Source organism: Janthinobacterium violaceinigrum, assembly GCF_009208555.1.
GTDB classification, from domain to species: Bacteria; Pseudomonadota; Gammaproteobacteria; order Burkholderiales; family Burkholderiaceae_D; genus Janthinobacterium; species Janthinobacterium violaceinigrum.
The window spans coordinates 24,485-46,500 of record NZ_WFLI01000017.1 but is presented as its reverse complement, the minus strand read 5'-3'; the positions used below and the strand labels follow the sequence as shown (position 1 = coordinate 46,500).

21 protein-coding genes and 1 other RNA gene are annotated in these 22,016 nt (G+C 63.0%); 14 read left to right on the top strand and 8 right to left on the bottom strand.

The features are described from left to right. Window positions 1-479: 479 nt before the first annotated feature. The 5 genes from folD (at window position 480) to GCN75_RS15670 (ending at window position 5,830) form a co-directional block, all read left to right on the top strand. On the top strand, window positions 480-1,325 hold the full coding sequence (folD, locus tag GCN75_RS15690) for a bifunctional methylenetetrahydrofolate dehydrogenase/methenyltetrahydrofolate cyclohydrolase FolD (RefSeq protein ID WP_152283314.1): 846 nt from the start codon (window positions 480-482) through the stop codon (window positions 1,323-1,325). Window positions 1,326-1,445: 120 nt separating this feature from the next. Then, window positions 1,446-3,530, top strand: coding sequence for a M3 family metallopeptidase (locus tag GCN75_RS15685; protein WP_405002818.1), 2,085 nt, complete (start codon window positions 1,446-1,448; stop codon window positions 3,528-3,530). Between the two features lie 7 nt (window positions 3,531-3,537). After that, window positions 3,538-3,963 (top strand): DNA polymerase III subunit chi, encoded by a 426-nt coding sequence (locus tag GCN75_RS15680; RefSeq protein WP_152283313.1) that lies wholly within the window; start codon window positions 3,538-3,540, stop codon window positions 3,961-3,963. Then, window positions 3,960-4,361, top strand: a complete 402-nt coding sequence (locus GCN75_RS15675) for a hypothetical protein (RefSeq protein ID WP_152283312.1) — start codon at window positions 3,960-3,962, stop codon at window positions 4,359-4,361. Before GCN75_RS15680 ends, GCN75_RS15675 begins: the two co-directional genes overlap by 4 nt. Before the next feature lie 326 nt (window positions 4,362-4,687). Beyond that, window positions 4,688-5,830, top strand: a complete 1,143-nt coding sequence (locus tag GCN75_RS15670) for a branched-chain amino acid ABC transporter substrate-binding protein (RefSeq protein WP_152283311.1) — start codon at window positions 4,688-4,690, stop codon at window positions 5,828-5,830. A gap of 91 nt (window positions 5,831-5,921) precedes the next feature. On the opposite strand, the gene GCN75_RS15665 is transcribed toward GCN75_RS15670, so the two are convergent. Then, window positions 5,922-6,824 (bottom strand): LysR family transcriptional regulator, encoded by a 903-nt coding sequence (locus GCN75_RS15665; protein WP_152283310.1) that lies wholly within the window; start codon window positions 6,822-6,824, stop codon window positions 5,922-5,924. 91 nt (window positions 6,825-6,915) lie between these two features. Here GCN75_RS15665 and GCN75_RS15660 point away from each other — a divergent pair, with 91 nt between their 5' ends. Beyond that, window positions 6,916-7,926, top strand: a complete 1,011-nt coding sequence (locus GCN75_RS15660) for an NAD-dependent epimerase/dehydratase family protein (RefSeq protein WP_152283309.1) — start codon at window positions 6,916-6,918, stop codon at window positions 7,924-7,926. Between the two features lie 21 nt (window positions 7,927-7,947). On the opposite strand, the gene GCN75_RS15655 is transcribed toward GCN75_RS15660, so the two are convergent. Continuing rightward, the gene (locus GCN75_RS15655) at window positions 7,948-8,259 is read right to left on the bottom strand and encodes a c-type cytochrome (protein WP_034786554.1); all 312 of its coding nucleotides are present in this window, start codon (window positions 8,257-8,259) and stop codon (window positions 7,948-7,950) included. Window positions 8,260-8,479: 220 nt separating this feature from the next. Next, window positions 8,480-10,351, bottom strand: coding sequence for a dihydroxy-acid dehydratase (ilvD, locus tag GCN75_RS15650; protein ID WP_152283308.1), 1,872 nt, complete (start codon window positions 10,349-10,351; stop codon window positions 8,480-8,482). Between the two features lie 178 nt (window positions 10,352-10,529). Between ilvD and GCN75_RS15645 the strand changes: the two genes are divergently transcribed. The 3 genes from GCN75_RS15645 to GCN75_RS15635 all read left to right on the top strand — a co-directional run bounded on the left by GCN75_RS15645 (window position 10,530) and on the right by GCN75_RS15635 (window position 14,032). After that, window positions 10,530-11,441: a LysR family transcriptional regulator gene (locus GCN75_RS15645; RefSeq protein ID WP_152283307.1), complete on the top strand. Its 912-nt coding sequence runs from the start codon at window positions 10,530-10,532 to the stop codon at window positions 11,439-11,441. Between the two features lie 79 nt (window positions 11,442-11,520). Continuing rightward, on the top strand, window positions 11,521-12,351 hold the full coding sequence (gene lgt, locus GCN75_RS15640) for a prolipoprotein diacylglyceryl transferase (RefSeq protein ID WP_152283306.1): 831 nt from the start codon (window positions 11,521-11,523) through the stop codon (window positions 12,349-12,351). Window positions 12,352-12,544: 193 nt separating this feature from the next. Beyond that, a complete protein-coding gene (locus GCN75_RS15635) occupies window positions 12,545-14,032 on the top strand; it encodes a GGDEF domain-containing protein (protein WP_193317526.1) in 1,488 nt (495 codons plus the stop codon). Window position 14,033: 1 nt separating this feature from the next. On the opposite strand, the gene GCN75_RS15630 is transcribed toward GCN75_RS15635, so the two are convergent. The 5 genes from GCN75_RS15630 to GCN75_RS15610 form a co-directional block, all read right to left on the bottom strand. Next, entirely contained in the window at window positions 14,034-14,498 is a 465-nt protein-coding gene (locus GCN75_RS15630; protein WP_152283304.1) for an EVE domain-containing protein, read from the bottom strand. Between the two features lie 78 nt (window positions 14,499-14,576). Next, window positions 14,577-14,754, bottom strand: a non-coding RNA gene (ssrS, locus tag GCN75_RS15625) — 6S RNA. Between the two features lie 189 nt (window positions 14,755-14,943). Continuing rightward, the gene (locus GCN75_RS15620) at window positions 14,944-15,255 is read right to left on the bottom strand and encodes a cell division protein ZapA (RefSeq protein WP_034747344.1); all 312 of its coding nucleotides are present in this window, start codon (window positions 15,253-15,255) and stop codon (window positions 14,944-14,946) included. Continuing rightward, the gene (locus GCN75_RS15615; protein WP_306558416.1) at window positions 15,255-15,545 is read right to left on the bottom strand and encodes a DUF904 domain-containing protein; all 291 of its coding nucleotides are present in this window, start codon (window positions 15,543-15,545) and stop codon (window positions 15,255-15,257) included. The genes GCN75_RS15620 and GCN75_RS15615 overlap by 1 nt, the downstream gene beginning before the upstream one ends. Before the next feature lie 129 nt (window positions 15,546-15,674). Then, a complete protein-coding gene (locus GCN75_RS15610) occupies window positions 15,675-16,421 on the bottom strand; it encodes a hypothetical protein (RefSeq protein WP_152283303.1) in 747 nt (248 codons plus the stop codon). 534 nt (window positions 16,422-16,955) lie between these two features. Between GCN75_RS15610 and groES the strand changes: the two genes are divergently transcribed. The 5 genes from groES to GCN75_RS15585 all read left to right on the top strand — a co-directional run bounded on the left by groES (window position 16,956) and on the right by GCN75_RS15585 (window position 22,003). Beyond that, the gene (gene groES, locus GCN75_RS15605) at window positions 16,956-17,246 is read left to right on the top strand and encodes a co-chaperone GroES (protein WP_010400979.1); all 291 of its coding nucleotides are present in this window, start codon (window positions 16,956-16,958) and stop codon (window positions 17,244-17,246) included. A gap of 50 nt (window positions 17,247-17,296) precedes the next feature. Continuing rightward, complete coding sequence (gene groL, locus GCN75_RS15600) at window positions 17,297-18,946, top strand: chaperonin GroEL (RefSeq protein ID WP_152283302.1); 1,650 nt, start codon at window positions 17,297-17,299, stop codon at window positions 18,944-18,946. A 225-nt stretch (window positions 18,947-19,171) separates the two neighbouring features. Further along, window positions 19,172-19,684, top strand: a complete 513-nt coding sequence (locus GCN75_RS15595) for a hypothetical protein (RefSeq protein ID WP_226941416.1) — start codon at window positions 19,172-19,174, stop codon at window positions 19,682-19,684. A gap of 93 nt (window positions 19,685-19,777) precedes the next feature. Next, on the top strand, window positions 19,778-20,347 hold the full coding sequence (locus GCN75_RS15590; protein WP_152283301.1) for a GNAT family N-acetyltransferase: 570 nt from the start codon (window positions 19,778-19,780) through the stop codon (window positions 20,345-20,347). 117 nt (window positions 20,348-20,464) lie between these two features. Beyond that, window positions 20,465-22,003, top strand: a complete 1,539-nt coding sequence (locus GCN75_RS15585; RefSeq protein ID WP_193317525.1) for a POT-type proton-dependent oligopeptide transporter — start codon at window positions 20,465-20,467, stop codon at window positions 22,001-22,003. Window positions 22,004-22,016: the final 13 nt, after the last annotated feature.

Genomic DNA, 22,016 nt, shown 5'->3' with positions numbered 1-22,016 from the left:
AAATTCCGCTTGGAAACTAGGATGTGCAGAGTAGCAAATAGCGGCGAAACCGGAAAACTTGCATACCCTGGCCGCCCCTGCTCCACGAGCACACCAGCAAAGCGAATTACCACCCCAGTCGTCCGCACAGGCATACCGGGCCAAGCGGGCCTGAAAAATGTCGAGGGCAAGGTGCGGCGACGCAGACAGTACGCCAGTACGGCAAGGAGCTGCAACGCCGCCATCGGCATTTTCTCAGGCTCGCGTCTCCGGCCCGCTGTTGTTCGGGCCAAGCGGGCCTGAAAAATGTCGAGGGCAAGGTGCGGCGACGCAGACAGTACGCCAGTACGGCAAGGAGCTGCAACGCCGCCATCGGCATTTTCTCGGGCTCGCGTCTCCGGCCCGCTGTTGTCGCGCCTTTGCATAGCCAAAACCGCCCCTTTGCGCCGCCCGGCTTTATAATCTGTCTTTTCCCTCCCACAGCTCTCAGCCTCCCTACCATGCCAGCACAACTGATCGACGGAATCGCCCTCTCCCAAAAACTGCGCAGCGAAATCGCTACCCGCGCCGCCGCCCTCACAGCCAAGGGCACCCAGCCCGGCCTGGCCGTGATCCTCGTCGGCGAAGACCCGGCCAGCCAGGTGTATGTCCGCAACAAGGTCAAGGCGTGCGGCGACGTGGGTTTTCACTCGGTGCTGGAAAAATATGAAGCGGACCTGTCCGAAGCGGACTTGCTGGCCCGCATCGCCAGCCTGAATACCGACCCGGCCATCCACGGCATCCTCGTGCAAATGCCCTTGCCCAAGCACATCAACCCCCACAAGGTCATCGAAGCGATCGCCACAACGAAAGACGTCGATGGCTATTCCGTGCTGAGCGCAGGCGAACTGATGACGGGCTTGCCCGGCTTCCGCCCGTGCACGCCGTATGGCTGCATGAAACTGATCGAAAGCACGGGCGTGGACTTGCGCGGCAAGCACGCCGTCGTCATCGGCCGCAGCAACACCGTCGGCAAGCCGATGGCCCTGCTGCTCTTGCAAGCGAACGCTACCGTCACCATCTGCCATAGTGCGACCCCGGACTTGGGCTTGTACACGCGCCAGGCGGACGTGGTCGTGGCTGCCGTCGGCCGCCGCAACACCCTGACGGCCGACATGGTCAAGCCGGGCGCCATCGTCATCGACGTGGGCATGAACCGCGACGATGACGGCAAGCTGTGCGGCGACGTGGATTTTGCCGGAGTGAAAGACATCGCCTCCCACATCACCCCCGTACCAGGCGGCGTGGGACCGATGACGATCACCATGTTGCTAATGAATACCGTCGAGGCCGCAGAGCGCATTTAAGAGGAGCACCTGAGAAAACGTCCATGGCTGCGTTGCAGTGCCTCGCCGTACTATTCGTACTGCCTTCGGCACCGCGCCTTGCCCTGAACGTTTTTCAGGCGTTCCATATATGAAGACAGAATGGACGAACCGACGATGAATACCAATCCCCTGCTTGATTTTTCCGGCCTGCCACGCTTCGACGCGATCACGCACGAGCATGTCACGCCTGCCATCGACACCTTGCTGGAACAGGCGCGCGCCACGGTGGCGCAGCTGGAAGCGCCCATGGAAGAAGTGAGCTGGGACAATTTCGTCGCGCCCCAGGACCAGATCGCCGAAACCCTGGGCCGCGCCTGGAGCATCGTCAACCACTTGAACAGCGTGGTCGATACGCCCGAACTGCGCGCCGCCTACAATGCGAACCAGCCCAAGGTGACGGAATTCTGGACCGAACTGGGCCAGAACGAAATCCTGTTCGGCAAATACAAGCAGTTGCAGGCGCGCGCCGATTTCGCCAGCCTGTCGCCCGCGCGCCGGCGCATCGTCGACAATGCCGTGCGCGACTTCCGCCTGGGCGGCGCCGAATTGCCCGAAGACAAGAAAGAGCGCTTTGGCGCCATCCAGGAAGAGCACGCGGCCGTGTCGACGCGCTTTTCCGAAAACGTGCTCGACGCCACCAATGACTACAAATTGCTGGTCGAGAACGAAGCTGAACTGGCCGGCTTGCCCGACGACGTCAAGGCGGCCGCGCGCGCCGCCGCCGACAAGGCAGGCAAGCAAGGCTATGAATTCTCGCTGCACTTCCCGTCCTACTACCCGATCCTGCAGTTTGCCGACAATCGCGCGCTGCGCGAAACCATCTACCGCGCCAACGCCACCAAGGCGTCGGACCAGGGCGAGGCCTTCAGCAAAAAAGACGACTGGGACAACACGCACAACATCGTCACCCTGTTGCAATTGCGCGACGAAGAGGCAAAACTGCTCGGCTACGGCAATTTCGCCGAAGTGTCGCTGGTGTCGAAAATGGCCACGTCGCCCGCACAGGTCATCGCTTTCCTGGAAGACCTGGCCAAACGCGCGCGTCCATTCGCCGAAAAGGACCTGGCCGAACTGAAACAGTTCGCGCGCGAAGAGCTGGGCATCGCCGAGCTGCAGGCGTGGGACGTGCCGTATGCCTCCGAAAAGCTGCAGGAGCGTCGCTACGCGTTCTCGGCCCAGGAAGTGAAGCAATATTTTCCTGAACACAAGGTGATCGACGGCTTGTTCCGCCAGATCCAGAACCTGTTCGCCGTCGAGATCAAGCTCGATACGGCGCCCGTCTGGCATCCGGACGTGCGCTTTTACCGCATCGAGCGCGACGGCAAGCTGGTGGGCCAGTTCTACCTGGACCTGTATGCGCGCGCGGGCAAGAGCGGCGGCGCCTGGATGGACGACGCGCGCGGCCGCCGCGCCGACGCCAGCCACGTGCAAACGCCGATCGCTTATCTCACCTGCAATTTCACGCAGCCGGCCATCGTCGACGGCCAGGTCCAGCCGGCGCTGTTCACCCACGATGAAGTGATCACCCTGTTCCACGAGTTCGGCCACGGCCTGCACCACATGCTGACGGTGGTCGACGAGCTGGGCGTGTCGGGCATTGCCGGCGTTGAGTGGGATGCCGTGGAACTGCCATCGCAATTCATGGAAAACTTCTGCTGGGAATGGGAAGTGCTCGAACACATGACGGCCCATGCCGTCACGGGCGCACCGCTGCCGCGCGCGCTGTACGACAAGATGCTGGCGGCCAAAAATTTCCAGTCCGGCCTGCAAACCCTGCGCCAGGTGGAATTTTCCTTGCTCGACATGCATTTGCACTACGACTACGACGCGGCCACGGGCCAGAGCGTGCAGCAGCTGATCGACGGCGTGCGCGCCAGGTTCGCGCTGCTGATCCCGCCTGCCTTCAACCGCTTCCAGAATGCCTTCGGCCATATCTTCGCGGGCGGCTACGCAGCCGGCTACTACAGCTACAAATGGGCCGAGGTGCTGTCCGCCGACGCCTATGCGGCGTTCGAGGAAGCCCGCGCGCTGGGACCGGCCGCCACCACGGCAGCGGGCAAGCGCTATCTGCAGGAAATCCTGTCCGTCGGCGGCTCGCGCCCCGCGCTGGAATCGTTCACGGCCTTCCGCGGCCGCGAACCGTCGATCGACGCCTTGCTGCGCCACAGCGGCATGGCCGCCTGAGTCCGCCATGAGCCGCGTCGATTTTCACAGCAACGTGCCGGACAAGCTGGCCTACGCCTGCCGCCTGGCGCGCAAGGCCTATATGGCCGGCAACAAGGTGGTCGTGCTGGCGCAAGACGGCGCCCAGCTCGACGCCTTGAACCGCGCCATGTGGACGTTTTCCGCCACGGATTTCCTGCCGCACGTGCTGGCCGGCGATCCGCTGGCCGCGCAGACGCCCATCATCCTCACCGATGACGGGACGGCGGAGGTGCCGCACCACGACATCCTCGTCAACCTGTCGCAGTTGCCGCCGCCCAACTATGCGCAGTTCCAGCGCATCTTCGAAATCGTCTCCATGGATGAGCAAGATGCGCAGGCGGGCCGCCAGCGCTTCCTGCACTACCGCCAGCAGGACGTGCAGCCGACGCACTTCGTTGCAGGTAAGACATGAACCAGCCGCCATTCGACCAGGGCATCCCCCTGCTGACGGAAGTGCTGCTGGGGCCGGATGTGCCGGAGCCGGCGCCCGCGGTACCCGTTGTGCCAGCGGCGGCCCCTGTCCCGGCAGCGCCGCCTGCCGGGCAAGCGCCAGCGTTGCCGCCCAGCATCGTGCAGCCCGACTGGGACGCCATCGAACAGCGGCTGACGCAGCGCATCCTGCATCAAGTCCAGGGCAAGATCGACCACCTGCTGGAAGAACGCATCGCCCACGTCCTGCAGACGGCCCTGCAGAATGCCCTGATCGGCATGCGCGGTGCCCTGCGCGAAGACTTGCAGCAATCGCTGGAACAGATCGTCGCGCATGCGGTGAGCCATGAGCTGGGGCACTTGCACCCGCCGGCGCCGTAATCCCCTTGCTGTAATCCCCTCACGTCCCCCCCCAAACAGCGAACGGCTGGGGTCAGACCCTCAGGGTCTGACCCCGGATGTCGTTTTGGGGTAGAAGAACGCAGATTTTCTTACACCCTTCCCCCTTGCAACGCCATTCTTTGGTGCGCTCGCGCCTGCGAAATCGGTGCATCGCGCCTCACTTTGGTGATTGTTGCGACAAAATGCAAAAAGCCCGAAAAGCGGCTTTGCGCCGCCTGTTTTTTGTTGTACCTTCTTCACACGTACCGCCCCTCGAAGCGGTTTTCACGAGACGCCGCCGTATCTTTATCCATTGGAGAATGTTTATGCTGCTCAAGACCAAAGTCCTTCCTCTCGCCCTCGCCCTCGCCTTTGCCGGCCATGCGGGCGCACAGGAAATCATCAAGATCGGCCACGTCGCCCCGGTCTCTGGCGCCAGCTCCCACCTGGGCAAAGATAATGAGAACGCGGCCAAGATGGCCATCGAGGACTTGAACGCCAAAGGCTTCAAGATCGACGGCAAGGCCGTGAAATTCGTGCTGGTGCCCGAAGATGACGCGGCCGATCCCAAGCAGGGCACGGCCGTGGCGCAAAAACTGGTCGACGCCAAGGTCAATGGCGTGGTGGGCCACCTGAATTCGGGCACGACGATACCCGCCTCGCGCATTTACTTCAATGCGGGCATTCCGCAGATTTCGCCGGCCGCCACCAACCCGACCTATACCCAGCAGAAATTCAACACGGCCTTCCGCGTGGTGGCCAACGACAACAAGCTGGGAGGAACCTTGGGCGCGTATGCCGTGGGCAAGCTGCAAGCAAAGAAAATCGCCGTCATCGATGACCGCACGGCCTACGGCCAGGGCGTGGCGGAGCAGTTCGTCAAGGGCGCCAAGAAGGCGGCGCCCGGCGTGCAAATCGTCGGCAAGGAATTTACCAATGCCAATGCGACCGACTTCAATGCCATTCTCACCAGCATCAAGTCAAAGAATCCCGACCTGATCTTCTTTGGCGGCATGGATTCCGTGGGCGGCCCCATGCTGCGCCAGATGAAGGCGCTGGGCATCAAGGCCAAGTTCATGGGCGGCGACGGCCTGTGCACGGAACCGCTGGGCCAGCTGGCGGGCGATGCCGTGGGCGAAAACATGGTCACCTGCGCGGAAGCGGGCGGCGTGACGGGCGCGCAGCAAAAAGGCATGGACGATTTCCGCGCCCGCTACAAGCAGAAATACAATATGGAAGTACAGCTGTATGCGCCCTACGTCTACGATGCCGTGATGACCATGGCCACTGCCATGGCCGACGCCAAATCGTCGAAGCCGTCCGTCTACCTGCCCTTCCTGGCCAAGGTGCACTACCAGGGCGTGACGGGCCCGATTGCGTTCGATGCCAACGGCGACATCAAGGATGGCGCACTGACCTTGTTCACCTATCGCGATGGCAAGAAGACCAAGATGGAAGTGGTCAAATAATAGAACCTACTGCGCGGCGCGATTTGCGGCCTGCGATGCTCACTGTGCATTCGCACAGCTCCGCTTCTCGGCCACAACTCACATCCGCTCGCTACGGTTCTTGCTGTCCGGCTACATAAGCCAGTAACCCTTCGGCCAGCGCGTCGAAGGTGGCGCGGCAGCGCAGGCTGCCGCGCAAGTCTTCATGCATGGTGACCCACGTTTCCATGGGCAGCGCAAACGCTTGCGGCAACACGCGCCGCAGCGATGGATCGCGCGCCGCCAGTCCCGCCTGGCACACGCCGATGCCCGCGCCCGCGCGTAGCAGGGCCAGTTGCGCCAGGTCGCTGTCGCTGCGCCAGGCAAAGTTTTCCCGCGCAAATTCCTGAAAGGCCGCGCCCGCGTTGCGCACGAAAGGGCTCGCCTCGTCGTAGCCGATGACGGCGTGGTGCGCCAGATCCGCCAATGCCAGCGGCGTGCCGTGCCGCGCCAGATAGTCCGCGTGCGCATGCAGGCCCAGTTCGATGTCGCCCACCTTGCGCGCCACCAGCTGCTCCTGGCGGGGACGCAGCATGCGCACGGCAATGTCCGCTTCCCGGCGCAGCAAATCCTGTACTTTATTGCTCAATACCAATTCAATGACCAAGCCCGGATGGCGCGCGCGCAGGCGGGCCAGGATAGGCGGCAGCACTTCCACGCCCACCACTTCGCTGGCCGCGATGCGCACCACGCCGGCCACGCCCTGCCCTTGGCTGCTGGCAGCCCGCTCCATCAGGGCTGCCGTATGCTCCATGGTTTCCGCATGGGGCCGCAGCGCCAGGGCCACTTCCGTGGGCAGCAAGCCCAACTGGGAGCGCGTGAACAGGGTCGCCCCCAGCGCCTGCTCGAGCGCGGCGATATGCCGGCCCGCAGTGGGCTGCGTGATGCCCAGCGCGCGAGCGGCGCCGGACAGCGAGCCGTGCCTCAGCACGGCCAGCAGCGAACGGTAATATTCCCAGGCAATCGAATTTGTCATACATAAATGTATAGCCTGTACGCGATGCTCGTCAATTCCCAATTAGCCTTGCGCGGCAGATACTGGCGCCATCAACCACACGGAGGTCATGATGGAAAACACGAAAAACACGGCATTGGTACTGGGCGCCACCGGCGGCATCGGCGGCGAGATGGTGCGCCAGTTGCTGGCGGCGGGCTGGCAGGTACGCGCCCTGACGCGGGGAGCAACGCCGCCGCCGCGGGGCGACCGCATCGAATGGCTGCGCGGCGATGCGCTGTCGCGCGCGGACGTGCTGACGGCCGCCCGGGGCTGCGCCGTCATCGTGCACGCCGTCAACCCGCCCGGCTACCGACATTGGGGCCAGCTGGTGCTGCCCATGCTGGACAATACCATCGCCGCGGCCATCGCCGAAGGCGCCACCATCGTGCTGCCCGGCACCGTGTACAACTTCGGCCCCGACGCCTTCCCCGTGCTAAAGGAAGACGCGCCGCAGCGCCCGCTGACGCGCAAGGGCGCCATCCGCGTGGAACTGGAAGCGCGCCTGGAAAAGGCCGCCACGCAGGGCGCCAGGGTCCTGATCGTGCGCGCGGGCGACTTCTTCGGTCCCCGCGCCGGCAATAACTGGTTTTCGCAAGGCCTCGTCAAGCCTGGCCAGCCCGTGCGCAGCATCCTGTATCCGGGCGCGCCCGGCGTGGGCCACCAGTGGTCCTACCTGCCCGATGTGGCGCGCACGATGGTGCAGTTGCTGGCCATGCGCGCCGCCTTGCCGCCGTTTGCGCGCTTTCACATGGCGGGCCACTGGGACCACGACGGCCGGCAAATGACGGGGGCGGTTGCCCGCGTGGTGGAACAGGCGTCGGGCACGCGCCCCGTCATCCGGCGCTTTCCGTGGTGGCTGATGGCGCTGGCGTCGCCGTTCGTGGCGACCCTGCGCGAAATGCGCGAGATGCGCTATTTATGGCAGACGCCCTTGTCCATGGACAACGCGCACCTGCTGGCCGTGCTGGGGCAGGAGCCGCATACGCCGCTCGACGAGGCGGTGCGGGCGACACTGCAGGGCATGGGCAATCTGCAACAGGCGGCGGACAAAAAAAACGCGCCGGGATTGCCGGCGCGCTAATTGCAGGTACTGCGGCACAGATTATTTCTGTGCCAGTACCCATTTGACCAGGGTGTGGGCTTCCGCATCGCTCACTTGCGGGTTGGCTGGCATCGGGATCGCGCCCCAGGTGCCGGAACCGCCCTTCATGACTTTCGCCACGAGCTTGGCTTCCGCGTCTTTCTGACCGGCATACTTGGCAGCCACGTCCTTGAACGCCGGGCCCACCAGTTTCGTGCTCACTGCGTGGCATGCCATGCAGTTCTTTGCTTTCGCCAGGTCAGGATTGGCCAACGCTGCTTGCGATGCCAGGGCCGACACGGCCAATACACTCACCAACATAAAACGTTTCATTGTCTTTTCTCCAAAGTTACTTCCTGCGGCATTTTACTGTGTTTCCGCAGATGCACCACGAGCCCAGATCAAGCGTTTCAATGTAGTAACGCAATGTAGTCAGCAGGCAGTCCTATTCTGCCCCAACTGCGCGGCCATGACCATGTTGTTTGTAAGGTGATGTAACGACGGCCGGCCCCGTCCAGTCAAACGGGGCCGGCCGTCGCACTTATGCAACAAATCAGCGTTTCTGCTTCTTCAGCTGGGAGAGATCGCGCACGGCGCCCCGGTCGGCCGACGTCGTCAGCGCCGCATACGCCTGCAGCGCCTGCGATACGTAGCGGTCGCGGTTGACGGGCAGCCAGGCCGCATCGCCCTTCGCTTCCATGGCGGCGCGGCGCGCGGCCAGCTCGGCATCCGTGACGCGCAGGTTGATGGTGCGCTCGGGGATGTCGATGTCGATGAAGTCGCCCTCTTCCACCAGGCCGATGGCGCCGCCTTCGGCCGCTTCCGGCGACGCATGGCCGATCACCAGGCCCGAGGAACCGCCCGAGAAGCGCCCGTCCGTGAACAGCGCGCACGCCTTGCCCAGGCCCTTCGATTTGATGTACGACGTCGGGTACAGCATTTCCTGCATGCCGGGACCGCCTTTCGGGCCTTCGTAGCGGATGATGACGACGTCGCCTTCATGCACGGTGTCTTCCAGGATGGCTGCGACGGCCGCGTCCTGGCTTTCGAACACGCGCGCCTTGCCCGAGAATTTCAAAATGCTTTCATCGACGCCCGCCGTCTTGACGATGCAGCCCTTTTCCGCCAGGTTGCCGTACAAGACGGCCAGGCCGCCATCCTGCGAATACGCGTGGGCCTTGTCGCGGATGCAGCCCGTGCTGCGGTCCGTGTCGACGGCCGCGAAGCGCTCGGACTGCGAGAACGCCGTCTGCGTGGGCACGCCGCCCGGCGCGGCGCGGAACAGTTCATGCACGGCCGGATTGTCCGTACACATGATGTCGTTCTGCGCGATGGCGTCGGCCAGGGTGGGCGCGTGGATGGTCGGCAGGGTCGTGTTAAGCAGGCCTGCGCGCGCCAGTTCGCCCAGGATGCCCACGATGCCGCCCGCGCGGTGCACGTCCTCGATATGGTATTTGTCCGTCATCGGCGCCACCTTGCACAGGCATGGCACCTTGCGCGAGATGCGGTCGATGTCGGCCATCGTGAATGCCACTTCCGCCTCGTGCGCGGCGGCCAGCAAGTGCAGCACGGTGTTGGTCGAGCCGCCCATGGAGACGTCGAGCGCCATCGCGTTTTCAAACGCGGCCTTGGTGGCGATCGAGCGTGGCAGCACCGAATAGTCGTCCTGCTCGTAGTGGCGCTTGGCCAGGTCGACGATCAGACGGCCCGCGCGCAGGAACAGCTGCTGGCGGTCCGAGTGCGTGGCCAGGATGGTGCCGTTGCCGGGCAGGGCCAGGCCCAGCGCCTCGGTCAGACAGTTCATCGAATTGGCCGTGAACATGCCGGAGCAGGAACCGCAGGTCGGACAGGCCGAACGCTCGATCTCGGCAACGTCGGCATCGGACACCGTGCTGTCGCCCGCCTTGATCATGGCGTCGACCAGGTCCAGCTTGATGATCTTCTGCGTGCCGTTGACCACCTTGACGACCTTGCCCGCTTCCATCGGCCCGCCGGAAATGAACACGACGGGGATATTGATGCGCATGGCGGCCATCAGCATGCCCGGCGTGATCTTGTCGCAGTTCGAGATGCACACCATGGCGTCGGCGCAGTGGGCGTTGACCATGTATTCGACGGAGTCGGCGATCAGGTCGCGCGACGGCAGCGAATACAGCATGCCGCCGTGGCCCATGGCGATGCCGTCATCGACGGCAATGGTATTGAATTCCTTGGCCACGCCGCCGGCCGCTTCGATTTCGCGCGCCACCATCTGCCCCAGGTCCTTCAGGTGCACGTGGCCGGGCACGAATTGCGTGAACGAGTTGACGACGGCGATGATCGGCTTGTCGAAGTCGCCATCCTTCATGCCTGTGGCGCGCCACAGGGCGCGGGCGCCAGCCATGTTGCGGCCGTGGGTGGTGGTGCGGGAGCGGTATTGCGGCATGATGGGGACCTTCCAAGAAATGAATGATGCCTGACTGCGGCGGGGAGCCCAGGGCAAAACCCTGCGTACAGTGGGGGTACGCCAGATTGCCTTGCGCGCGCCCCACTGTCAAATATATGATGCACGTGTCTGTGAGTCGTTTTATGTATCACAGGACTTATTCCACATGGAAACGCATATGAATCTTGAGCTGCGCCAGCTGCGCTATTTCGTCACCGTCGCCGAGGAATTGCACTTCGGCCGCGCCGCCGCGCGCCTGCACATGACGCAGCCGCCTCTGTCGCAGACCATCATGGCGCTGGAAGACTTGCTGGGCGCGCCCCTGTTCGTGCGCACGCGGCGCGAAGTGCAGCTGACGCCGGCCGGCAGCGCCCTGCTGCCCGAGGCGCGCCGGATGCTGGCGCAGGCGCACGATTTGCCCGCGCTGGTGCAGCGGGCCGCGCAGGGCGAGGCGGGCCGTCTGAGCCTGGCCTTCGTGTCCTCGGCCGACTACAGCGTGCTGCCGCCCTTGCTGCGCGCCTACCGCACGGCCTATCCGCAGGTGCAGATCGCCCTGCAGGAAGCCACGTCCGACCTGCAGCTGGACGAACTGCTGGCCGGGCGCACGGATGCGGGCCTGCTGATCCCGCCCCTGCCCGAAAAAGCAAAGGAGGCGCTCGACTACCTGCCCGTGCTGGCCGAACCGCTGGTACTGGCGGCGCCGTCCGGCCTGGCCATCCTGGCGGCACCGGGGCCCGTGCGCCTACGCGACCTGCCGGCGCTGCCCCTGATCATCTTCCCGCGCGCAATCTCGCCCGCCCTGCACGACGCCATCCTCGGCGTGTTCCGCGCGGCCGGCATCACGCCGCAGATCGGCCAGGAAGCGATCCAGATGCAAACCATCGTCAGCCTCGTCTCGGCTGGCATGGGCATCGCGCTTGTGCCACAATCGGTATCGAATCTGATGCGCCCGGGCGTAGAATACAGGCCGCTGCAAGACGCTACGCCGCTGGTGGAAACGGGCCTGGCCTGGCGCCGCGACAATCCGTCCGCCGTGCTGCAGGGCTTTCTGGCGCTGCTGCGCAAGCAGATCGGCGGTACTGCCCCTTAAATTAAGTGGCCGCTAAGGCAAAAAACCGCCAGCGCCGCCATACTACGCAACCTTAGCTTTAAACAAAGAAAGAAACCCCATGCTGATACACCCGATGCCCGATCCGATAGCCATCCAGATCGGCCCGCTCGCCGTGCACTGGTACGGCCTGATGTATGTGCTGGCCTTCGCCCTGTTCATTATCCTGGGCCGCGTGCGCATCAAGCAGCCGCACATCGCCGTGCTGGGCTGGAAGAAGGAAGACCTCGACGACATGCTGTTCTACGGCATGCTGGGCGTGGTGATCGGCGGACGCCTGGGCGAAGTGCTGTTCTACCGCCCCGAGTACTTCATGCACAATCCGCTCGAGATCTTCATGGTGTGGCATGGCGGCATGTCCTTCCATGGCGGTTTCCTCGGCGTCATCCTGGCCATGTACCTGTGGAGCCGCAAGGCGGGCCGCAACCTGTTCGACGTGCTCGACTTCATCGCCCCGCTGGTGCCGCTCGGCTACGCGGCGGGCCGCCTGGGCAACTTCATCAACGCCGAACTGCCGGGCCGCATCGCGCCGGACACCCTGCCCTGGGCCATGCAATGGCCGGGCATTCCGTATCCCGTGCACCCGTCGCCTATCTATCAGATGCTGGTCGACGGCATTTTGGTGTTCATCATCCTGTGGCTGTATGCGCGCAAGCAGCGTCCGCGCATGGCCGTGGGCGCCATGTTCACCCTGCTGTACGGCTGCGCGCGCTTCTTCACGGAATACTTCCGCACGCCGGACTGGGAAGTCGTGTGGCTGGGCGTGCCGATCACGTCGGGCCAGATGCTGTCCTTGCCCATGATCGTCGGCGCCATCGCGCTGCTCGTGTGGGCGTATAAAAGCCAGGTGATGGGCACGCCGCCCACCAAGGCCCGCCCGGCCAACACGTAAACCGCCACTCCCCCGATGGCGCGCCAGGCAGGCGCGCCATCCTCGCTCCCCTGGCAACCTTTCCCTCAAAGCAGCATAATTTCCTTGCGGAATGAATCTTCGCTTGCGATAGCGCGATGATCGCTTTACCCTGCAGCAAGAGCAGGGCATGCGTTCATGCTGTGTTGGCAATTCGAGCCGGGGAGTCCCATCCATGCAATTTGCGAGGAAGACCACGACATTCTGGCTGGCGCTGGCGGGGGGCTACGTGCTGGCGCAGCTGGCCTTGACGGCCTGGGCCGGGAAGCACGGTCCCGCCGTCAGCTATCTGTTCGGCGTGACGGCGCCGCTGCTGGCGCTGGCCGCCTGCTGCCGCAACGCCTGCCTGAGCGCGCCCGGCGTCGTGCGCACGGGCTGGGGCCTGTTTGCGGCCGCCATGCTGTTCTGGAGCGGGGGCATGGCGCTGTCCGCCTGGCAAGACCTGAGCGGCCATGTGGCTTCCGACACGACGTATTTCTCCGACTTTGCCTACTTCATGTATGGCGCGCCCTTGCTGCTGGCCATTTCCTCCGTCAGCGACCGCCACCCTTCGCGCACCCTGCAGTGGCTGGACGCCGTGCAAGTGCTGCTGGCCGCCTATCTGACCTATACGGCCATCTTTTCCGTCTCGCCCTTCGACCAGCGCTCGATCGCGCCGATACCCGCCAGCCTGCTGGTGACGACGTACAACGTGGAAAACCTCGTACTGGCCTGCTGCGCCTCGCTGCGCCTGCTGGCGCACCGCCGCGATGGGGCACAAGGGCGTTTCTACCTGCTGCTCAGCGTGTTCCTGTGGTGCTACGCGGCCTGCGCGGGCGCCTATAATTACCTGACCCTGCATGCGCTGGCCGAAGCCGGCCCCAGCGAGGTACTGCCCAGCCTGCCCTTCCTGCTGCTGGCGGTGCTGGCCATGCGCGTGCAGCCGGGCGAGGAAGAAACGCGGCCGCCGCGGCCGTTGACCTTGCTGATTGACAACTTCAGTCCCATCTTCTTCACGGCGGCCCTGCTGGGTCTGGGATTCGTCGTGCTGCGCGAGCATTTCTACCTGGCGGCCAGCGCCCTGTTTGTCGCGCTGGCCGTCCACGCGCTGCGCTCGGCCACCCTGCAAAGCCGCTACATGCAAAGCGAACTGGCCTTGCGCGCGGCGCACGACAAGCTGGAAAAGCTGTCGCTGACGGATGGCTTGACGGGCATCGCCAACCGGCGCTGCCTGGACCAGGCCTTGCAGGCCGAGTGGCAGCGCGCCGTGCGCAACCAGCAAGCGCTGGCGCTGCTGATCATCGATATCGATTTCTTCAAAAGCCTCAACGATACCTTCGGCCACCCATATGGCGACGCCTGCCTGGTGCAGATCGCGGCGGCCCTGAATTCGGCGCTGCCCCGTGCCAGCGACCTGGTGGGACGCTTCGGCGGCGAGGAATTTGCCGCCATCCTGCCCGCCACCGACCGCGCGGGCGCGCTGGCCGTGGCGCACAAGATGCAGGAAGCGATCGCCGCTGCCGCCATCGCCCACGCGCCGTCGCGCGGCGGCCTGGTGACGGCCAGCATCGGCCTGGCCCTGAGCGACGGCGTACCGACGCCGGCACAGCTGCTGGCGGCCGCCGACCAGGCCCTGTACCGGGCCAAGCAGAACGGCCGCAACCGGATCGAGGACTCGGCCTGAACTAGGCCTTCAACTTGCCGGTAATGACCTTCCATTGCGCCGGCGTCACGGGCGTGATGGACAGGCGGCTGCCCTTCTTCAGCAGCAGCATGTCTTCCAGCTCCGGCATCTGGCGCATCTCGGACAGGGGCAGCAGCGCCGTCTTTTTCACGCCCCGCACATCGACGCTGATCCAGCGCGGCTGTTCCGGCGTGGCCTTGGCATCGAAATATTTACCGCCCGCTTCAAACTGGCTGTGATCGGGATAGGCCGCACTGGCCACTTCGGCCACGCCCGCCACGCCCGGCTGCGGGCAGCTGGAATGGTAGAACAGCACGCCATCGCCCACGCGCATGTCGTCGCGCATGAAGTTGCGCGCCTGGTAGTTGCGCACGCCGAACCAGGGCATGGTGTGCGCGGGCGCGGCCATCAGGTCGTCGATGCTCACTTCATCGGGTTCGGACTTCATCAGCCAGTATTGTTTCATGTTCACTCCCTATCAAAAGCAACAGGCGTAAAAAAACGGTTGAGCATGATGCTGCAACCGTTTTCTTTGTACTGCAAATTGGGCCCCGCCTGTGCCGCTATGCCGGCATCCCGAACCAAACGGTTCAAGGTGGTCACGTTAGTTCAATTTCGGGTTCGTCGAACGAGCGACGCTCACTCCCATCAAACAAAATTCGCAACCGATGCGCATAAATGGTTCAAGGAATATATGGCAATCGCGAACACCGCAGGGTAGACGCAAGTTTACTCCTTTGATCGCGCATCGCAAAGACAAATCGTACCGTGCCCGCTTAAAATCCAATTAATAACACCGAACAAAACCGTAGCGAGCGGAAGTGAATTGTGGTCGAGAAGCGCAACTGTGCGAATGCACAGAGAGCATCGCAGGCCGCAAGTCGCGACGCGCCGCAGGTTTGGTTCGGTGTTTAAAAAAGATTTTCCTGGGGCGTCAGCGCGCTGTCCAGGACGGTGTGCATGGCCGAGATTTTCTGCTTCACTTCCAGTATCGTCAATTCCGACAGCGGACCTTGCGGCGACTTCACGGACAGGAATTCCGCGGCCACGCCTAGGGCGGCCAGTACGGCGATGCGGTCATTGCCCTTGACCTTGCCCGCGTCGCGGATGGCTTTCATTTTGCTATCGAGATAGATCGCCGCTTCGCGCAGCGCGCGCTCTTCGCCGTCGCGGCACACCATGCTGTAGGACTGGCCCATGATATTGACATCGACACGCGGCATTACGCTTCCTTCTCGTTCTCGGCAATATAGGCGCCCGCTTCCGAAGCGGCTTGCTCCAGGCCGGCTTGCACCAGTTCGGGAATTTTCTCCAGCAACGCTTCCACCCGCTCCTGCGCCTCGCGCATGCGTTGCACATACAGGGCGTTGTCGGCGGCCAGCGCGGCATTGTCCTTGCGCAGTTGCGCGTTTTCACGGCGCAGCGCATGGGTCATTTCGGCCAGCAGGCCTATTTTGTCGGATAATTCGTTGAATTCGGAAATCATCCCGCCACTATAGGGCGGACGCTCCATGGGCGTCAATCGAATCACGCCGCTGTCACACATATTTACATCAATGCAGGGCAGTTGGCGGACAATACACGCTTTTTCCGGCGCTTTTCGCCATCTGCGCGCATCCGCCAGCGCCGCGATGGCAGCGTTTTACTCGTCGACGTAATCGGGTTCGATATCGAGTCCGCCATAGCGGTTTTCGCACGAGCGGCGCGTCAGCGTCTGTTGTCCGCCCTTGCCGTCAAGCACCATCGTCAAGTCGCGGCAAGTCTGGCGGTAGCTGCCGGGTTTGGCGTCCGTCCCCGAAGGCGTCAGGCGCACTGCCAGCGGCACCGCATTGCCCAGACCCTTGTTGCTCCACTGGCGCGTCTTGCCATCCTCTTCATCCTTCAAGGTGCGCACGGCAGCCGTCAGCAAGGCTTTTTTTTCCTTGACATTGAGCTTGGCGATGGTGACGTCGGACAGGAAAGGCGGAGATACGACGGGCGCCGGATCCTTGCCCTGCACATCCCAGCGGCCGCTGTTCTGCGAACAGGTGCGGCGGCTCAGGTCCTGCGATTTGCCGCCCGCCGTGACGACGAATGTCAGGTCGCGGCAGACATGCGCCTTCAGGCTGTGCTCCGTCATGCCGGAGTTGCTGAAGTTATACGTGACTTTCACCAGCACGCCGCGGTCGCCGCCGTTGTCCCACACATGGGCTTGCTGGTCGTCGTCATCCTTGTTCAAATCGTTGAACAAGTCATTGAGCAGCATTTCTTTTTCCAGCGGCGTCAGGGCCGCCACGGTGATCTCGTCGACGATGGTGGGCGCCTGTGCGGCGGCATTGCCCAGGCAGGCCAGGCCGATGGCGGTGGCGCCCAGCAGGCGCAGCGCGGGATGGGAAAGGGGGAGTGGCATGGTGTGCTTTCTCGTGCAAGTGGTGATGTGTGGCGATATTGATATGCAATTACAATCATCTTATCAAATCCCATAGTAAAACTCTGTTTCCCGTGCGTACAGGAACGCCCCCCTGCCGGACGACATGCTAGAGTCGCGCCTGTTGCTGACGCCCGGGGAGTTGGCTTGCGCCAGCGCAAACCCTGCGTAAATGCAGGCTGCGCAGAACGTCTATGCATATCTCCCCGGAGAATAAGCCCTTGAATAAGCCCCCTACCGTCCCTATAATTAGCACTCGTTAGTAGAGAGTGCTAACAAACTCTTTCGTAGCAATCCTCAGGACTGATGGTGCTTGCCAGGCAACTGCAGGGAACGCTACGCGGCGGGCGACGCCGCGATGCACCACTGCCGGATACGGGCAAGGACAGGATGACCGGGGGTTTGCTTGACCGTTGCGGGCTGCTTTCAACGGCGGTCAGTGAAAGCACGTCTGGCGCTGTGCCAGGCATGTATTCATTTAGCAACACTTATCCATTGAACTTTAAGGAGTTTTGTATGAATCTGCGCCCATTGAACGATCGCGTCATCGTCAAACGCCTCGACCAGGAAACCAAGACTGCGTCCGGCCTCATCATTCCTGATGCAGCTGCTGAAAAACCGGATCAAGGCGAAGTCCTTGCCGTAGGCAATGGCAAGATTCTCGACGACGGCAAAGTCCGTCCTCTGGATGTCAAAGTGGGCGACCGCGTCCTGTTCGGCAAGTACGCCGGCCAAACCGTCAAAGTTGACGGCGATGAGCTGCTGGTCATGCGCGAAGAAGACATCATGGCGATCGTCGTCAAGTAATTGTTTCCACGTTGTAGACAGATACATCCCGAAACTCAGGAGAATTGAACATGGCAGCTAAAGAAGTAGTATTCGGCGACGCAGCGCGCGCCAAGATGGTCGAAGGCGTCAACATCCTCGCCAACGCAGTCAAAGTAACGCTGGGCCCGAAAGGCCGCAACGTGGTCCTGGAGCGCTCGTTCGGCGCCCCTACCGTCACCAAGGATGGTGTGTCGGTAGCGAAAGAAGTTGAACTCAAAGACAAGCTCATGAACATGGGCGCGCAAATGGTCAAGGAAGTTGCTTCCCGCACCAGCGACAACGCCGGCGACGGCACCACCACCGCCACCGTGCTGGCACAAGCCATCGTGCGCGAAGGCATGAAGTTCGTTGCCGCCGGCATGAACCCGATGGACCTGAAGCGCGGTATCGACAAAGCCGTTGCCGCCACCGTCGAAGAACTGGCGAAAATCGCCCGTCCTTGCACCACGACCAAGGAAATCGCCCAAGTCGGTTCGATCTCGGCCAACTCGGATGCATCGATCGGCGAGCGTATCGCTGAAGCGATGGAAAAAGTCGGCAAGGAAGGCGTCATCACCGTAGAAGACGGCAAGTCGCTGAACGACGAGCTGGACATCGTTGAAGGCATGCAGTTCGACCGCGGCTACCTGTCGCCATACTTCATCAACAACCCAGAGAAACAAGTTGCCGTACTGGACAGCCCATTCGTCCTGCTGTGCGACAAGAAAATCTCGAACATCCGTGACCTGCTGCCGGTACTGGAACAAGTCGCCAAAGCTGGCCGTCCACTGCTGATCATCGCAGAAGACATCGAAGGCGAAGCGCTGGCCACCCTGGTTGTGAACAACATCCGCGGCATCCTGAAAACCTGCGCAGTGAAAGCCCCTGGCTTCGGCGACCGCCGCAAGGCCATGCTGGAAGACATCGCTGTCCTGACCGGCGGCCAAGTGATCGCTGAAGAAGTCGGCCTGACCCTGGAAAAAGTGACCCTGGCCGAACTGGGCCAAGCGAAACGCATCGAAGTGGGCAAGGAAAACACCATCGTTATCGATGGCGCCGGCGAAGCTGCCTCGATCGAAGCACGCGTGAAACAAGTGCGTGTACAGATCGAAGAAGCGACCTCGGACTACGACCGTGAAAAACTGCAAGAGCGCGTAGCCAAACTGGCTGGCGGCGTTGCCGTGATCAAGGTTGGCGCAGCCACCGAAGTCGAAATGAAAGAGAAGAAAGCCCGCGTTGAAGATGCACTGCACGCAACCCGCGCTGCCGTGGAAGAAGGCATCGTGCCAGGCGGCGGCGTAGCCCTGCTGCGCGCACGCGCCAACATCACGGTCAAGGGCGACAATCCTGATCAAGACGCTGGTATCAAGATCGTCCTGCGCGCAATGGAAGAGCCACTGCGCATGATCGTGCAAAACGCTGGCGAAGAAGCTTCGGTCGTCGTGGCAGCCGTACTGGCTGGCTCGGGCAACTACGGCTACAACGCTGCCAACGGCACGTATGGCGACATGGTTGAAATGGGCGTCCTGGACCCAGCCAAAGTGACCCGTTCGGCGCTGCAAAACGCCGCTTCGATCGCTTCGCTGATGCTGACGACCGACTGCATGGTCTGCGAAATCGCTGACGACAAGGCAGCCGGCGGCATGGGCGGCGGCATGGGTGGTATGGGCGGCATGGGCGGCATGGACGGCATGATGTAATGTCCGGCGTCCCCGCGCGCAGGCGACGGCGCGCAGGGACGCCTACGCCGGGACAGGACAGGCAGACCAAAAGCTGCGTGCACCTGCCCGGCGGCCCCGAAAGCTATCTTCTACGGAAGGTAGCTTTTTTTTCGCCTGTCGATCTAGCCTGCCCGCCAGGCTGGCCCGTGTGGCAAGCCCATGTGGCAAGCCTGCCGATTGCCGGCCTGGGCGTTTTGCTTTAGCATGGCCGCCATCGTCCCTCTTTCTCACGCCACCATCATGCCGCCACGCGCTTCCTCTTCCAAAACCACCGTCATCGCCGGCATTCTGGCCGGCTTGCTGGCCGCCGGGCTCGGCGCTTTCTACCTGCACCAGCAGTCCGCGCCGCAGGCAGACAAAGCGCCGGCCGCGAGCAGCCAGACGGCGGCGCCGGAACAGAACGCGCGCGCCATCGATGCGCTGATGGCCTTGCCGGAAATCAAGGCGTGGTCCGCGCATATCGAAAAGGCGTCGGGCGGCCGCGCCCATGGCGCCGTGATGGAAACGTCGCCCGAGACGCGCCTCGTCGATGGCGCCGCCTACTATCAGCTGAGCTTTTTCGAAAACACGCCGGACGCCGCCCACCGCTGGGAAAGCTTTGTCGTCTCGCCAGACGGCAAGCGCATCCTCGTCGACGACATCGTCAGCGCTGAACTGATCAGCCTGGAACAATGGCGCAAGGACAATGCGCCCATGCAGCGCGTCGCCACCCAGTAACGCTCCTGCGCCATCTGCGGACGCGATGGCCAGGGACGCTTGCCTTGCAGCGCAAGCTTTACTTTATGGCATCGAAGCCCGATACTCGCCCACATGCCCGCCACCACTGTCCGCCCCCTCACGCCTGACGACGCCCGCGCCTACCGCGCGCTGCGCCTGGCCGGCATCGCCGAACTGCCCGCCACCTTCTGCACCACGCACGCAGCGGAAAGCGGCTTGCCGCTGGCACAGATAGCCCAGCGCTTGCGCACCACTCCGCACCAAATAATATTTGGCGTTTTCGACGGGGAACAATTGATCGCCATTGCCGGCCTGCGCCGCGAACCGATCGCCGTCGTGCATGACAAAGCCAGCCTGTGGGGCGTGTACGTGGCGCCGCAGGCGCGCGGACGCGGCGCGGGACGGCAGCTGGTGCAGGCGGCCATCGCCCATGCCTGCACCATCCCCGAGCTGGGCCGCGTGCGCCTGGCCGTGGCGCAGGACAACCTGGCCGCATTGACCCTGTACCTGAGCTGCGGTTTTACCCTGGAGGACAGTCCCGCAACGGACGGCATGCTGCAAATGCAGCTGATGCTGCCCCGCCCGGCGCGTGCCAGTGCAAGCGCAAGTGCCGAAAGTAATGTCTTTATGAAAATCAATACCTTACAAATCCCTGCGAAATAGCGGACAGGCCGTTTTTTCTGTTGCAAGCAAACGCGGCAGGCCTTAGCATCGCGGCTTACAAAAAAAACTTGGGGAGAGCCAATGTCATCGGCCGAGACACAAACCGCCACGGGCAAAATGCCCCGGCAAATACCGTACATCATTGCCAACGAAGGCTGCGAACGCTTCAGCTTTTATGGCATGCGCAACATCCTGACGCCATTCCTCATCAGCACCCTGCTGCTGATGATCCCGATCGACCAGCGCACGGGCGAAGCCAAGCATGTGTTCCACACCTTCGTCATCGGCGTGTATTTCTTCCCGCTGCTGGGCGGCTGGCTGGCCGACCGCTTCTTTGGCAAATACAACACCATCTTCTGGCTCAGCCTCGTGTACTGCGCCGGCCATGCCTGCCTGGCCATCTTTGAAAACAGCGTCAACGGCTTCTATTTCGGCCTGTTCCTGATCGCCTTCGGCTCCGGCGGCATCAAGCCGCTCGTCGCTTCGTTTGTCGGCGACCAGTTCGACCAGACCAACAAGCACAAGGCCAAGCTGGTCTTCGACATGTTTTACTGGATCATCAACTTCGGCTCCTTCTTCGCCTCGCTGCTGATGCCGATATTCCTGCGCGACTACGGTCCGTCGATCGCCTTCGGCATCCCCGGCCTGATGATGCTGGCCGCCACCGTCGTCTTCTGGATGGGCGCCAAGAAATACGTGCACGTGCCGCCGGCGCCGCCCAATCCCGACTCGTTCACCCGCGTGGCCCGCACGGCCCTGCTGGCCCGCGTCGACGGCGGCTCGCGTCCCGGCCTGTACGTGGCGTATGTGGGCGTGATCGGCGCCCTGTATGCGTTCTACAGCATTCCCGAATGGGGCTTCGTGATTTCCGCGTGTACGGCGCTGGTATTGCTGCTGGCCTTCGGCAGCATCGGCACGGCCATGCAGCTGGAACGCGCGCGCGGCATCCACCCGGACGAAGCCGTCGAAGGCGTACGCGCCGTGCTGCGCATCCTCGTCATCTTCGCCCTCGTCACGCCGTTCTTCTCGCTGTTCGACCAGAAAGCCTCGACGTGGATCGTGCAGGCGAACACCATGGAAAAACCAAGCTGGTTCCTGCCGGCGCAGATGCAGGCGCTGAACCCGATGCTGGTGATGCTCCTGATCCCGTTCAACAACCTGGTGCTGTACCCGATGCTGAACCGCTTCGGTCTGGAAGCGACGGCCCTGCGCCGCATGACGGCCGGTATCGGTTTTTCCTCGCTGGCCTGGATCGTCATCGGTCTGCTGCAGCTGGCCCTCGACAGCGGCAATGCCGTCTCCATCATGTGGCAGATCCTGCCGTATGCGCTGCTGACGTTCGGCGAAGTGCTGGTCTCGGCCACGGGCCTGGAGTTTGCGTACAGCCAGGCGCCCGTGTCCATGAAAGGCGCCATCATGAGCTTCTGGAACCTGTCGACCACGGTGGGCAACCTGTGGGTGCTGATCGTCAACCGCAGCGTCATGAACGAAGGCGTGATCGGCAAGATCGCCGAGAGCGGCATCAGCGTGACGGCCTTCCAGATGTTCTTCTTCGCCGCGTTTGCCGCCGTCGCCATGCTGGCCTTCGGCCTGTATGCGAAGCGCTACAAGATGGTCGACAACTACCGCCAGGCAGCCATCCCGGCAAAAGCGTGATGCCGGTGTGAGC